This is a genomic window from Pseudomonas sp. LLC-1, from assembly GCF_002992185.1.
Taxonomy (GTDB): domain Bacteria; phylum Pseudomonadota; class Gammaproteobacteria; order Pseudomonadales; family Pseudomonadaceae; genus Aquipseudomonas; species Aquipseudomonas monteilii.
In genome coordinates this window covers 100,514-114,225 of sequence record NZ_LUVY01000021.1, presented here as the reverse complement: position 1 = coordinate 114,225, position 13,712 = coordinate 100,514, and the positions used below count along the sequence as shown (strand labels likewise).

The following is a 13,712-nucleotide window of genomic DNA, read 5'->3' as shown; positions in this document are numbered from 1 at the left end:
TCGCTTCCTGCAGTACCCATCACCATCGGCCCGGAACCCTTCCGGCCACCAAGAAAAAGAACAGGTGAAACTATGCCAAGCGATCATTCCGCCGGCTCGCCGGCAGGCTCTTCTGTCGACTTCGAAAAAGTCGGCTCGGACTATTTCCAGCAACGTGAACTGAAAAAAGGCGCCGCCGGCTGGGTACTGCTGGTCGGCCTGGGCGTGGCCTACGTCATTTCCGGCGACTATGCCGGCTGGAACTTCGGCCTGGCCCAGGGCGGCTGGGGCGGCATGTTCCTCGCCACCTTGCTGATGGCCACCATGTACCTGTGCATGTGCTTCTCGCTGGCCGAACTGTCGTCGATGATCCCCACCGCAGGCGGCGGCTACGGCTTTGCCCGCAGCGCCTTCGGCCCGTGGGGCGGTTTTCTGACCGGTACGGCGATCCTCATCGAATACGCCATCGCCCCTGCCGCCATTGCCGTGTTCATTGGCGCCTACTGCCAGTCACTGTTCGGCATCGGCGGCTGGATGATCTACCTGGCGTTCTACATCGTGTTCATCGGCATCCACATCTTCGGTGTGGGGGAAGCGTTGAAGCTGATGTTCATCATCACCGCCATCGCCGCCATCGCCCTGGCGGTGTTCCTGGTGAGCATGGTGCCCCATTTTGATGCAGCCAACCTGTTCGACATCGCCAAAACGGACGCGGTGGGCGCCAGCAGCTTCCTGCCGTTCGGTTATGTGGGCGTGTGGGCGGCCATTCCATATGCCATCTGGTTCTTCCTGGCTGTCGAAGGTGTGCCACTGGCCGCCGAAGAAACCAAGAACCCCAAGCGTGACCTGCCACGCGGCCTGATCGGTGCCATGCTGGTACTGTTGGCCTTCGCCCTGCTGATTCTGGTCGTCGGCCCCGGCGGTGCAGGCTCCGAAGCGCTGAAAGCATCCGGCAACCCGCTGGTCGAGGCACTGTCCAAAGCCTATGGCGGCAGCACCTGGATGGGCGGCTTCGTCAACCTGGTCGGTCTGGCCGGGCTGATCGCCAGCTTCTTCTCGATCATCTACGCCTATTCCCGGCAGATCTTCGCGCTGTCCCGCGCCGGCTACCTGCCACGCAAACTGTCGGAAACCAACAAAAGCAAGGCGCCGGTACTGGCCTTGATCATCCCCGGCATCATCGGCTTTGCCCTGTCGCTGACCGGCCAGGGTGACCTGCTGATCCTGGTAGCCGTATTCGGCGCTACCCTGTCTTATGTGCTGATGATGGCCGCGCACATCACCCTGCGCATCCGCCGGCCGAAGATGGAGCGCCCATACCGCACCCCCGGTGGCATCTTTACCTCGGGCGTGGCGCTGGTGCTGGCCTGCATCGCTGTGGTTGCCGGCTTCCTGGTCGACCCACGGGTGGTGATTGGCGCCGCAGTGATCTATGCGGTATTAATTGCCTACTTTGCTTTCTACAGCCGCCACCACCTGGTTGCGGGCACACCGGAAGAGGAATTCGCCGCGATCCAGAAGGCCGAAGAGGCCCTGCACTGATTGCCGCCACCCGCCGCAGGGCAACCTGCGGCTCTGGAGATTCTGTATGGCAAGTTTCGTACACACGGTCGGCCACCTGGTCTACCGCTTCGACAGCCTCAAGGAAGTGATGGCCAAGGCCAGCCCGGCGCGCTCCGGGGACTACCTGGCAGGCGTTGCGGCCAGCAACGACGGCGAACGCGTCGCCGCGCAGATGGCGCTGGCCAATATCCCGCTGACGCACTTTCTCAATGAAGCGCTGATCCCTTACGAAGATGACGAGGTTACCCGCCTTATCGTCGATACCCACGATGCCCAGGCGTTCGCACCGGTCAGCCACCTGACCGTGGGCGGCCTGCGTGACTGGCTGCTGAGCGAAGAGGCCGATGAACACAGCCTGCGCGCCCTGGCGCCCGGGCTGACACCGGAAATGGCAGCAGCGGTCTCGAAGATCATGCGTGTGCAGGACCTGGTGCTGGTGGCGCAGAAGATCCGCGTGGTTACCCGTTTTCGCGGCACCATGGGCCTGCGCGGGCGCCTGTCGACCCGGCTGCAGCCCAACCACCCGACCGACGAGCCGGCCGGTATCGCCGCCAGCATTCTCGACGGCCTGCTGTACGGCAACGGCGATGCCATGATCGGCATCAACCCGGCCACCGACAGCATCGCCTCGATCTGCGCCCTGCTGGAAATGCTCGACGCCATCATCCAGCGTTACGACATCCCTACCCAGGCCTGCGTGCTGACCCACGTCACCACCTCGATCGAGGCGATCAACCGTGGCGTGCCGCTGGACCTGGTGTTCCAGTCCATCGCCGGTACCGAGGCGGCCAACGCCGGGTTTGGTATCAACCTGAACGTGCTGCAGGAAGGCTACGAAGCGGGCCTTTCGCTGAAGCGCGGCACCCTCGGGCAAAACCTGATGTACTTCGAAACCGGCCAGGGCAGCGCGCTGTCGGCCAACGCCCACCATGGTGTCGACCAGCAAACCTGCGAAACCCGCGCCTATGCCGTGGCCCGCCACTTCAAGCCGTTCCTGGTCAACACTGTGGTCGGCTTCATCGGCCCGGAGTACCTGTACAACGGGAAGCAGATCATCCGCGCCGGCCTGGAAGACCACTTCTGCGGCAAGCTGCTGGGCGTGCCGATGGGCTGCGATATCTGCTACACCAACCACGCCGAAGCCGACCAGGACGACATGGACACCCTGCTGACCCTGCTGGGGGTGGCCGGGATCAACTTCATCATGGGCATCCCCGGTTCCGACGACATCATGCTCAACTACCAGACCACCTCGTTCCACGACGCGCTGTATGCACGCCAGACCCTGGGCCTGAAGCCCGGGCCGGAATTCGAAGCGTGGCTGGCCCGCACCGGCATATTCACCCAGGCCGATGGCCGGGTGCGCTTTGGTGACAACCTGCCGCCGGCCTTCCGCCAGGCCTTGGCACAGCTTGCATAGGGATGACCATGGACCCTCGCACACCTACCCCCGACAACCCTTGGCTGGCCCTGCGCACCCTGACCCCGGCACGCATCGCCCTGGGCCGCACCGGCACCAGCCTGCCGACCGGGGCGCAGCTGGACTTCCAGTTCGCCCATGCCCAGGCCCGCGATGCCGTGCACCTGGCCTTCGACCACGCCGGCCTGGCGACCCAACTGAGTGACCGTGGCCGTGACAGCCTGGTACTGCACAGTGCCGCCAGCGACCGCCACCAGTACCTGCAGCGCCCGGACCTGGGCCGGCGGCTCAACGAAGACTCGATTGCCACCCTGCGCCAGCACGCACAGGCCAACCCCGGCGGCGTCGACCTGGCCATCGTGGTTGCCGATGGCCTGTCGGCGCTGGCTGTTCATCGCCACACCCTGCCGTTCCTGAGCCGTTTCGAGGAGCAAGCGGCCGCTGATGGCTGGACCAGCGCCCCTGTGGTGCTGGTGCAGCAGGGCCGCGTGGCAGTGGCAGACGAGGTCGGCGAACTGCTGGGTGCACGGATGACCGTGATGCTGATCGGCGAACGCCCAGGGCTCAGCTCACCAGACAGCCTGGGCCTGTATTTCACCTACGCGCCGAAGGTCGGCCTGACCGATGCCTACCGTAACTGCATTTCCAACATCCGCCTGGAGGGCCTGAGCTATGGCATGGCGGCGCACCGCTTGCTGTACTTGATGCGCGAAGCCTGCAAACGCCAGCTTTCCGGGGTGAATCTGAAGGACGAAGCCGAGGTCCATAGCCTGGAGAGTGAAGACAGCGCCAACCAGAAAGGCAACTTCCTGCTCGGCAAAGGGTAAAAAACATGTCACGGAAGGCGGATTGCACTTGTGACGCGCATTGGGCAGCATGCCCTTGAACGCTGCAGGCATTCCGCTGTTTCCCTAAATGGACTCTGAGGGCCGCACATGCGCATCATCAAGGCAACCCTGGAACACCTCGACCTGCTCACGCCACTGTTCGTCAGATACCGTGAGTTCTATGGGCAGCTGCCCTACCCCGACAGCTCGCGCAGCTTTCTGGAAAAGCGCCTGAAACGGGATGAATCGGTGATCTACCTGGCGCTACCGGATGATGACGACAGCAAGCTGATGGGCTTCTGCCAGTTGTACCCCAGCTACTCGTCGCTATCGCTGAAGCGGGTATGGATACTCAACGACATCTACGTGGCCGAAGACTCGCGGCGCATGCTGGTGGCTGACCACCTGATGCGTGAGGCGAAGAAAATGGCGAAAGAGACCAACGCCGTGCGCATGCGGGTTTCGACCAGCGCGGACAATGAGGTAGCGCACAAGACTTACGAATCCATCGGGTTTCGTGAAGATACCGAGTTCAAGAGCTACATCCTGCCGATCAGCCAGGATTGACCGGTACCGGCCTCTTCGCGGGCAAGTCCGCGAAGAGGCCGGTACCGGAATACTCCCCCGCCGTAACCCCCCGCTACAAACTCCCCGGGCATGTTCGCGACTTAGCCGTATAATGCCCCACCTGTCATGTGTGAAAATTTACCCATCCCCAGGTAACCGAGCCTACGCCCCAGAACACAGGTGCTGTACATGGATTTCAACCCGCTGGACCTTATCCTGCATCTCGATGCCTACCTCGATCTGCTGGTCACCAATTACGGTCCCTGGATCTACGCCATCCTGTTCACCGTCATTTTCTGTGAAACAGGGCTGGTGGTAATGCCTTTCCTGCCAGGCGATTCGCTACTGTTCATCGCTGGCGCCGTGGCCGCTGGTGGTGGCATGGACCCGGTGCTGCTGGCCGGCCTGCTGATGGCTGCCGCCATCCTGGGGGACAGTACCAACTACGTGATAGGGCGAACGGCCGGCGAGCGGTTGTTCAACAACCCCAACTCGAAAATCTTCCGCCGCGATTACCTGCAGCGCACCCACGACTTCTACGAACGCCACGGTGGCAAGACCGTGACCATGGCGCGCTTCCTGCCCATCCTGCGTACCTTTGCACCGTTCGTCGCCGGCATCGCGCACATGCATTACCCACGCTTTCTCGGTTTCAGCATCGCCGGTTCGCTGCTGTGGGTGGGAGGCCTGGTTACCCTGGGTTACTTCTTCGGTAACGTGCCGTTCATCAAGCAACACCTGTCGCTGATGGTGGTGGGCATCATCATCCTGTCGCTGGTGCCGATGATCCTCGGCCTGCTGCGCGGCCGCCTGGGCCGGGCCGCCAAGGCTCACTGACCGCCACTCATGTGGTCGTTCAGCGCCTGGCGGCGCAAGCGCACCCTGGCGCGCTACCCCATCTCAGCCCAGCAATGGCAGGCCGTACGCGAGCGCCTGCCGATGCTGGACGGCATCAGTGACGCCGAAGACCACTGGCTGCGCGAAGCCTGCATCCTGTTCCTGCTCGACAAGCACCTCACCTGCCTGCCCGGCGTCGAACTGGACGACGAGCAGCGCCTGCTGCTGGCCGCCCAGGCGCAACTGCCACTACTGCACCTGGGCGAGCTGAACTGGTACCAGGGCTTCCACGAAATCATCCTGTACCCCGACGACTTCAAAAGCCCCCAGCGCCACCGCGATGCCAGTGGCGTGGAGCACGTCTGGGACGGCGAGCACAGCGGCGAAGCCTGGCAGCAGGGGCCGATCATCCTGGCCTGGAACGGCGTGCTGGCCAGTGGCGGCTGGGAGGCCTACAACCTCGTCATCCATGAGCTGGCGCACAAGCTCGACATGCTCAATGGCGATGCCAACGGCCTGCCCCCGCTGCACAGTGGCATGCCGGTGGATGAGTGGGCAACGGCCATGCAACAGGCCTACGACGACCTCAACCGCCAGCTGGACGCCAACCCCGACGCCGAAACCGCCATCGACCCTTATGCCGCGGAAAACCCGGCGGAATTCTTTGCTGTCACCAGCGAATACTTCTTTAGTGCCCCCGACCTGCTGCAGCAGGCTTATCCATTGGTCTACCACCAGTTGTCACTGTTCTACCGGCAAGACCCGCTGGCGCGCCTGCGCCGGCTACAGGCCGAACACCCCGAATACCGCGAAAGCCACGCCTGACGGGGCCGCACATCAGGCCAGGCGTGGCATGCCCCGGCAGAATGTGCCTATAATCGCCGCCACTTTTTTGGTCAAACACGGGGGCACTGCCCAATGAGCTACAGCAAGATTCCGGCGGGCAAAGACCTGCCGAACGACATCTACGTCGCCATCGAGATCCCGGCCAACCACGCGCCGATCAAATACGAGATCGACAAGGACAGCGACACCCTGTTCGTCGACCGTTTCATGGCTACCCCAATGTTCTACCCAGCCAACTACGGCTTCATCCCGAACACCCTGGCTGACGACGGTGACCCGCTGGACGTGCTGGTTGTTACCCCTTACCCGGTAGCGCCAGGCTCGGTTATCCGCGCCCGTCCGGTTGGCGTGCTGAACATGACCGACGACGGCGGCGGCGACGCCAAGGTCATCGCTGTTCCTCACGACAAGCTGTCGCAGCTGTACGTTGACGTGAAGGAATACACCGACCTGCCAGCCCTGCTGATCCAGCAGATCGAGCACTTCTTTGCCAACTACAAAGATCTCGAGAAGGGCAAGTGGGTCAAGATCGAAGGTTGGGAAGGCGCCGACGCCGCCCGTGCCGCGATCACCAAATCGGTTGCTGCCTACAAGGGCTGATACCGGTTGCAGGAAGAACCCCGCCATGGCGGGGTTTTTTTATGCCTAAATGGGCGATGCTCAGGTTGCTGGTAATAAATCCTACGCAGTCCTACATCAACTCCCTACAAACCACCTCTTTTCGTACAACCCTTGTCAACACCCGGTTCATATCCTTGCTGACACCCCCGCCGCTACACTCGCCAGCATGAACACTTCCGGCGACCGCCTCAAAGCCCTGCTCCACGAATGTGGCCTGACCCCTTCCGATTTTGCCGCTCAACGCAGCGTCACACCGCAGCACGTCAACAACTGGTTCAAACGGGGTGTGCCTTTGGCCCGGCTGGACGAACTGGCCGACTTGTTCTGTGTGCACCGCCGTTGGCTACGCACCGGAGAAGGGCCCAAACATCCCAACCCGATCCTGCGCAGCGGCGCGCCCCGGCCGACGCCCGTCAACCCGCCCTCTCCGCTGTCGGTGGAACATGGCCGGGCAGTGAAGGTGCCTTACTACCAGTTGCAACAAGGCCTGCTGTCGCCGGTGGCCAGCAAACACCTGCGCTTGCCGGCAAAAGCCTTGAGGGGGCTGGGTGTGCATGCCGCCAATGCGATCTGCCTGGCGATGCCGGCCAGCAACATGCTGCCGCTGATTCCGCTGAATGCCAGCCTGGCCATCGACCTGGGCATGACCCGAGTGGTCGAGGGCGAAACCTATGCCCTGCTGCACAACGGCATGCTCAGGGTGAACAACCTCAGCCTTGGCCAGCACGGTACGCTGTACCTGCACAGCCATGACCGGCGCAACTACGCAGTCGAACGCTACACCCCCGCACAGTGCCAGGCCCAGGGCCTGGAAATTCTTGGCTGGGTGTTTCACTGGTCGCATTTCCGCCAACAGCGGCCTGGCTGAAACACCCTGTGCCATTTTTTGCTGGGCATCCTGCGCGTGCCCTTGTATGCTACGCGGCACATTCAGCCCCGACCGGCGCAAGCCGCGGTCCAGAGGGCTCTGGCGATATCCCACACGGGCATCTGCCATTTCTTTCAGGCCCTTGATGGCCACTCAGTTAAGGCGATTGCGGCTTACCATAAATTAGTCGGAAGCGTCCCCGAGAAGCCGGCCACAAGCCGGCTTTTTAATGCCTCGCGGAAAGCCTCCCAAGCCCTCTGCAGCCTGCCCCCCCTTCGAGAAGCTGACGGAAAAGTAATGTCGTACTCAGTTTTCTGACAGCGGCAACTCGCTAGTTTGGTCGTGGGCTGCGACATCCAGCAGCCGGGATATCCGCACTCCACACGACTGGACGCAACGGCATGCAAAGCAAAACCACAAGACGCACCTTCGTCAAAGGCCTGGCCGCTACCGGACTGCTCGGCGGGTTGGGCATGTGGCGCACGCCGGTGTGGGCCTTGACCAGCCCTGGCCAGCCAAACGTCCTGACGGGCAGCGACTTCGACCTCTACATCGGTGAACTGCCGGTCAATATCACCGGCACAGCGCGCACAGCGATGGCAATCAACGGCTCTATACCTGGCCCAACGCTTCGCTGGCGCGAAGGCGATACCGTTACGCTTCGCGTGCGCAACCGCTTGAAGCAGGACACCTCCATCCACTGGCACGGCATCATCCTGCCGGCCAACATGGATGGTGTGCCTGGCCTGAGCTTCCATGGCATCGCCCCGGATGGCCTGTATGAATACAGGTTCAAAGTCCATCAGAACGGCACCTACTGGTACCACAGCCACTCAGGCTTCCAGGAACAGGTTGGGGTGTACGGCGCGCTGGTCATCGATGCGAAAGAACCCGAGCCGTTCACCTATGACCGGGATTACGTGGTGATGCTCAGCGACTGGACGGATGAAGACCCTGCCCGGGTGCTGTCCAAGCTCAAGAAACAGTCTGACTACTACAACTTCCACAAACGGACGGTGGGTGATTTCGTCAACGACGTGGGCGAAATGGGCTGGTCCGCTGCGGTGACTGATCGCACGATGTGGGCCGAGATGAACATGAGCCCCACCGATCTCGCGGACGTGAGCGGATACACCTACACCTACCTCATGAACGGCCAGACGCCGGACGGCAACTGGACGGGGGTTTTCAAGCCTGGCGAAAAAATCCGCCTGCGCTTCATCAACGGCTCCGCCATGACGTATTTCGACGTGCGTATTCCCGGCCTGAAGATGACCGTGGTTGCGGCGGATGGGCAGCATGTGAAGCCGGTATCGGTCGACGAGTTCCGTATCGCGGTTGCTGAAACCTACGATGTGATTGTCGAGCCCGAAGATGAGCAGGCATACACCCTCTTTGCTCAATCCATGGACCGCACCGGCTATGCCAGGGGCACCTTGGCTATCCGCGAAGGCTTGCAGGCGGCTGTTCCAGCTGTTGATCCACGCCCGCTGATTTCCATGAGTGACATGGGTATGGATCACAGCGGCATGGCGGGGATGGACCATGGCAGCATGGCCGGCATGGATCACGGCAGCATGGCCGGCATGAGTGGGGCCATGCAGCGCCATCCAGACTCGGAGACCAACAACCCGTTGGTCGACATGCAGACGATGAGCCCGACGCCAAAGCTGAGCGACCCGGGCATCGGGCTGCGTAACAACGCCCGCCGTGTGCTGACCTATGCGGACCTGCGCAGCACCTTCATTGATCCCGACGGCCGAGAACCTGGCCGCACCATCGAGTTGCACCTCACAGGCCACATGGAAAAGTTCGCCTGGTCGTTCGACGGGGTCAAGTTTTCCGATGCCGAGCCGCTGCGCCTCAAATACGGGGAGCGCCTTCGTATCACCTTGGTCAACGACACCATGATGACTCACCCCATCCACCTGCACGGCATGTGGAGCGACCTGGAGGATGAGAACGGCAACTTCATGGTGCGCAAGCACACCATCGACATGCCGCCTGGCTCGAAGCGAAGTTACCGCGTGACTGCGGATGCTTTGGGGCGCTGGGCCTATCACTGCCACCTGCTGTTCCACATGGAAATGGGCATGTTCCGAGAAGTCCGCGTGGACGAATGAGCGGGAAGTCCGAGATGAAAAAACCTATGAAGCAAAGCGCAATTTTCCTCTCTGCTGCCACCGCAGGCCTGCTTGCTGTCTACGCCCCGTCGTCGTGGTCCAGCGACAACCATGGCGCGATGAAGGGCATGGATCATGGGGAAATGGATCACTCGAAGATGAACCATGGTGCTGCCAGCCCTGCGACGACCAGCCGAACGCCGATTCCCGAATTGACGGATGCAGACCGGCAGGCGGCATTCCCCCCGCTGGGTGGGCATCAGGTGCACGACAGCGCACTCAATAGCTTCTTCTTGCTGGACCAGCTTGAGTATCAGGATGCAGACGAAGGCAGCACCCTGGCCTGGGATGCTACCGGGTGGGTCGGCGGCGATATCAACCGGTTGTGGATTCGCTCCGAAGGCGAACGCACCAACGGCGTCACCGAAGATGCCGAGTTGCAGTTGCTGTATGGCCGCGCTATCAGCCCCTGGTGGGATGTGGTTGCCGGGGTGCGCCAGGATTTCAAACCGCAATCCCCGCAGACCTGGGCGGCGTTCGGTATCCAGGGCATGGCGCTGTACGGCTTCGAGGCCGAAGCCACCGCGCTCATGGGTGAGAACGGTCAAACCGCCGCCCGCCTGGAAGGCGACTACGACATTCTGCTGACCAATCGCCTGATCCTTCAGCCCACCGCCGAAGCCAATTTCTATGGCAAGAACGACCCTGAGCGAGGCGTGGGTTCTGGCCTGGCGAATACCGAGGTCGGGCTGCGGCTACGGTATGAAATCGTTCGTCAATTTGCACCTTACATAGGCATCACCTGGAGCCGCTCCTACGGCAAAACGGCTGATTTCGTCCGCGACGAGGGTGGTGATGTGGATGAAGCGCGCTTCGTTGCCGGCATCCGCATGTGGTTTTGAGAGCCCACAGGGACCGCACAATGCTGAAGACCTGCGCAGTACTGGTGGGAGCTGGCTTGCCGGCGATGGGCCGCAAAGCGGCCCGCTCCTTACTGCCTCATCCCCAATTCAGCATCATCCATCAACGCCTTTGCCATCGCGCTCAGGTAGTGAGAGGCCCAGATCATCATCGGTTTTTCATCCATCAGGCCGGTGATGGTCAGTTCGCGTACATAGCCCATCAGCTCTGAGGACTGCTCGCGGGCGTCTCGGCACGGGATGCCGGGCTCGATGCGGAACAGTGGGTGGGTGCCGTTTTCACCTTGGTAGAAGGTGGTTTTGCCGACGGTGAATTGGGTGTCTTCTGTTGTCATTGTTCATTCCCCTGAAAGTTATCTAGTGCCTGGGCGGGCCTCTTCGCGGGCTCGACCGCGAAAGGGCCGGTACAGCCAACTCATCAGCAAAGCCTTGTCGCAAAGTCCGAGGTCTGGATGTGGCTGTATTCGAGGGAATGAACGGCGCGGGGTGGATCGGGGACGGTCTTGAGCATGGTGTAATCTCGTCTGATTCCGAAGAAACCACCACGACATCACTTGCATTTGATGGGTGGCGGCTGCGTACAGGTCTGCAAGACCGGACAGACGAGAACCGGCAGATCCGAAGATCTCCCGCACGCAGCCACCATTGTTCCAAGTTGCCGGTATGAAGCATCTCGGATAGCAGTGCTGATCGTCTGGCGGGCTTGCAGGCCCGGTCGCTGATTTGGCAACGACTGGGCCAGACTAGGCCGCCGAGAACACCACCGCAATGGCGCAAAGGCGGTAGGAAGCTATTTCAGAAACAGTCTACACGCAACGGGAAAAGACTGATTTTTAGAAGTCATACCGCGCCCCAACCATCATGCTGCGCGACGGCCCATAGAAGTTGAACGTCGAAGTCGACCCCACCCGCGACAGGTAATCCCGGTCGAACAGGTTGTTGACGTTGAAGGTGGCGGTCAGCTTCGAGGTCACCGGGTACGACAGCATCGCATCCACCGTGGCATAGCCCGGTGCATCGATGCGCACACCGCCATTCTCGGAATAGAAGTTGCTCATCGCCGAAATGCCGCCACCAATGGCCAGGCCGTTCAGCGGGCCTTGGCTGATGGTGTACTTGCTCCACAGCGAAGCCTGGTTGCGCGGCATGATGAAGAAGGTGGTTTCGGCATCGCCCTTGAGGGTTTCGGTTTCCATCCAGGTGTAGCCGGCCAGCAGCTCCCAGTTTGGCGTCAGCTTGCCGCTTACTTCCACTTCGGCACCTTTGACACGGGTTTTGCCGGAGGCGACCGAGAAGTTGGTGTCTACGCCGTCCTCGTCGTATTCGGTGGTGGCGCGGTTCTTGTCGGTCAGGCGGAACACCGAGAAGCGGGTGTTCAGGTCGCCGCCGAAGTAGCTGCTCTTCAGGCCGAATTCGTACTGCTCGCCTTCACGCGGCTTCAACACCCGGCCATTGCTGTCGGTGTCGGACTGCGGCTTGAACACCTGCGAGTAGCTGGCGTACAGCGCGTGGTTTTCGGTCAGGTCGTAGACCAGCCCGCCATACGGGGTGAAGTGGCCATCCACGCGCTTGCTGTCGTTGGTGGTGGCACCGCTGCTCAGGGTGGTGGTGTAGAAATCACCGCGATACCAGCTGAAGCGGCCACCGGCGATCAGTGCCAGGCGCTCGATCGGGCGGAAGGTGACCTTGGAGTACAGGCCGTATTCCTCTTCCTGCATGCCGGTCTCGGTGCTGTAGTTGGGCGACGGCTTGGCGAACTGCTTTGGCGAGTAGGTGTTGACGTTGATGGCGCCCAGGTTGGTGGTGCCGTTGAGGTACTCGGTGTCGTAGTTCTTGTAGTCGGTACCGACCACGAATTCGCTGACCTGGCCGAGGGTTTCGAACGGCTGGCTGTAGCTGGCGTCCAGCGAGTAGGTGTCCTGGGTGAAGTCACGGGCGCTGGCGCGCTCGGAGTTGGCACCGGTGGTGGCGTTGGTCGCCGTGAAGGCGTACAGGTAGTTGGTGTCGCGGTGCGAGCCACGGGCGGCGACACGGCCATAGCCGCCGTTGTCGAAGCGGTGGGTCAGCTCGGCGACCAGGTCGGTGGTCTTGCCGTCGAAGTAGTTCCAGTCGGCACCCAGGAAACGGGAGTGGCTGAAGTCCGGCACGTCGCCAGACAAGGTTGCCGGGTAGCCGTTGTGCGGGGTGATGTTCTTCACTTCATGCATCAGGCCGAACGACAGCGTGGTGGCGTCGTCCAGGTCGACATCCAGCGCGCCGTAGTAGCTGTTGCTGGTGTTGGCGTTGTAATCGACTTCGCCATTGGTGTCGTCACGGGATGCGATGAAACGCCCACGCACGCGGCCGGCGTCATCCAGCGGCCCGCTCAGGTCGATTTCTTCGTGGTTGGTGTCCCAGGTGCCGTAACTGCCTTCGATGTGGCCCTGGAATTCTGCGGTCGGGCGCTTGCGCACCATGTTGACGATGCCGCCCAGCTCGCTGGTGCTGCTGAACAGCCCGGCCGGGCCACGCATGATTTCGACACGGTCGAACGCCGCCAGCGACGGCACGGTGCCGAAGATGCTGGCCATGGGGGCCGGCAGGCCGTCGATGTTGAACTCGCTGTATTCGTAACCACGGGCGTAAATCGACGAGCGGCCGCTGTCGTTGGTCAGGGTGCGCAGGCCGGCGGTGTACTTGGCCAGGTCATCCAGGTGTACGAACTGGCGGTCTTTGACGTAGTCCTGGGTGTATACGGTGATCGATTGCGGTATGTCCTTGAGCGCCGCAGGGGTCTTGGTGCCCACAGTCGCGGCATCGACGCTGTAGCCGCCGGTTGCTTCCGAGGGCAGCATGTCGTACAGGCGGTTGCCTTCGATGGTCAGTGCCGGCAGGTCGAGCGCGTTGTCCTCTACCGCCGCCTGGGTCGCGACCGTCTCAGCCAGTGCCGACAACGAAAATGGTGCCAGCAAGCCCAGCACCAACAAGCCCCGCACCTGTCGCGAGTTCCCCACACGTTTGAAACCGTTCATGACACACCCTTCGCACAAATGACAGTAATTCGCAAACGAAACAAGTTGCTTTTTGCGAACGATACCGGAGCGAAAACAGGGGTGCAGCAGGATTAACCTTCTTAACACAACCGGGCGTTGCCCTCCCCCT

At 61.7% G+C, this 13,712-nt stretch carries 12 protein-coding genes; 10 read left to right on the top strand and 2 right to left on the bottom strand.

Annotated features, from left to right (window positions below):
- The first annotated feature begins 72 nt into the window (after window positions 1–72).
- From eat to A0O30_RS23835, 10 genes are all read left to right on the top strand, one after another.
- Window positions 73–1,521, top strand: coding sequence for an ethanolamine permease (gene eat / locus A0O30_RS23880; protein ID WP_016715379.1), 1,449 nt, complete (start codon window positions 73–75; stop codon window positions 1,519–1,521).
- A gap of 46 nt (window positions 1,522–1,567) precedes the next feature.
- Window positions 1,568–2,962 carry an ethanolamine ammonia-lyase subunit EutB gene (locus A0O30_RS23875; RefSeq protein ID WP_060499526.1) on the top strand — a complete coding sequence of 465 codons (1,395 nt, stop codon included), beginning with the start codon at window positions 1,568–1,570 and terminating at the stop codon, window positions 2,960–2,962.
- Between the two features lie 8 nt (window positions 2,963–2,970).
- Window positions 2,971–3,789 (top strand): ethanolamine ammonia-lyase subunit EutC, encoded by an 819-nt coding sequence (gene eutC, locus A0O30_RS23870; protein ID WP_060499527.1) that lies wholly within the window; start codon window positions 2,971–2,973, stop codon window positions 3,787–3,789.
- 108 nt (window positions 3,790–3,897) lie between these two features.
- A complete protein-coding gene (locus A0O30_RS23865) occupies window positions 3,898–4,356 on the top strand; it encodes a GNAT family N-acetyltransferase (RefSeq protein ID WP_016715376.1) in 459 nt (152 codons plus the stop codon).
- Between the two features lie 189 nt (window positions 4,357–4,545).
- Window positions 4,546–5,193: a DedA family protein gene (locus A0O30_RS23860; RefSeq protein ID WP_016715375.1), complete on the top strand. Its 648-nt coding sequence runs from the start codon at window positions 4,546–4,548 to the stop codon at window positions 5,191–5,193.
- 9 nt (window positions 5,194–5,202) lie between these two features.
- Window positions 5,203–6,018 carry a zinc-dependent peptidase gene (locus A0O30_RS23855; RefSeq protein WP_105948267.1) on the top strand — a complete coding sequence of 272 codons (816 nt, stop codon included), beginning with the start codon at window positions 5,203–5,205 and terminating at the stop codon, window positions 6,016–6,018.
- Window positions 6,019–6,111: 93 nt separating this feature from the next.
- A complete protein-coding gene (gene ppa, locus A0O30_RS23850) occupies window positions 6,112–6,639 on the top strand; it encodes an inorganic diphosphatase (RefSeq protein WP_003255365.1) in 528 nt (175 codons plus the stop codon).
- Window positions 6,640–6,826: 187 nt separating this feature from the next.
- Window positions 6,827–7,528 carry an XRE family transcriptional regulator gene (locus A0O30_RS23845; RefSeq protein ID WP_060499530.1) on the top strand — a complete coding sequence of 234 codons (702 nt, stop codon included), beginning with the start codon at window positions 6,827–6,829 and terminating at the stop codon, window positions 7,526–7,528.
- A gap of 401 nt (window positions 7,529–7,929) precedes the next feature.
- Complete coding sequence (locus A0O30_RS23840) at window positions 7,930–9,651, top strand: copper resistance system multicopper oxidase (protein WP_105948266.1); 1,722 nt, start codon at window positions 7,930–7,932, stop codon at window positions 9,649–9,651.
- 26 nt (window positions 9,652–9,677) lie between these two features.
- Complete coding sequence (locus A0O30_RS23835; protein ID WP_105948265.1) at window positions 9,678–10,553, top strand: copper resistance protein B; 876 nt, start codon at window positions 9,678–9,680, stop codon at window positions 10,551–10,553.
- A gap of 89 nt (window positions 10,554–10,642) precedes the next feature.
- On the opposite strand, the gene A0O30_RS23830 is transcribed toward A0O30_RS23835, so the two are convergent.
- On the bottom strand, window positions 10,643–10,906 hold the full coding sequence (locus tag A0O30_RS23830) for a DUF3077 domain-containing protein (protein ID WP_105948264.1): 264 nt from the start codon (window positions 10,904–10,906) through the stop codon (window positions 10,643–10,645).
- A 498-nt stretch (window positions 10,907–11,404) separates the two neighbouring features.
- Window positions 11,405–13,582, bottom strand: a complete 2,178-nt coding sequence (locus A0O30_RS23825) for a TonB-dependent siderophore receptor (protein WP_105948263.1) — start codon at window positions 13,580–13,582, stop codon at window positions 11,405–11,407.
- Between the last annotated feature and the right edge of the window lie 130 nt (window positions 13,583–13,712).

Coding starts and splice junctions, on each gene's coding strand:
- A0O30_RS23865 (WP_016715376.1), top strand. CDS start 3,898: ATGCGCATCATCAAGGCAACCCTGGAACACCTCGACCTGCTCACGCCA.
- A0O30_RS23825 (WP_105948263.1), bottom strand. CDS start 13,582: ATGAACGGTTTCAAACGTGTGGGGAACTCGCGACAGGTGCGGGGCTTG.
- A0O30_RS23830 (WP_105948264.1), bottom strand. CDS start 10,906: ATGACAACAGAAGACACCCAATTCACCGTCGGCAAAACCACCTTCTAC.
- ppa (WP_003255365.1), top strand. CDS start 6,112: ATGAGCTACAGCAAGATTCCGGCGGGCAAAGACCTGCCGAACGACATC.
- A0O30_RS23840 (WP_105948266.1), top strand. CDS start 7,930: ATGCAAAGCAAAACCACAAGACGCACCTTCGTCAAAGGCCTGGCCGCT.
- A0O30_RS23835 (WP_105948265.1), top strand. CDS start 9,678: ATGAAGCAAAGCGCAATTTTCCTCTCTGCTGCCACCGCAGGCCTGCTT.
- A0O30_RS23860 (WP_016715375.1), top strand. CDS start 4,546: ATGGATTTCAACCCGCTGGACCTTATCCTGCATCTCGATGCCTACCTC.
- eat (WP_016715379.1), top strand. CDS start 73: ATGCCAAGCGATCATTCCGCCGGCTCGCCGGCAGGCTCTTCTGTCGAC.
- A0O30_RS23845 (WP_060499530.1), top strand. CDS start 6,827: ATGAACACTTCCGGCGACCGCCTCAAAGCCCTGCTCCACGAATGTGGC.
- A0O30_RS23875 (WP_060499526.1), top strand. CDS start 1,568: ATGGCAAGTTTCGTACACACGGTCGGCCACCTGGTCTACCGCTTCGAC.
- eutC (WP_060499527.1), top strand. CDS start 2,971: ATGGACCCTCGCACACCTACCCCCGACAACCCTTGGCTGGCCCTGCGC.
- A0O30_RS23855 (WP_105948267.1), top strand. CDS start 5,203: ATGTGGTCGTTCAGCGCCTGGCGGCGCAAGCGCACCCTGGCGCGCTAC.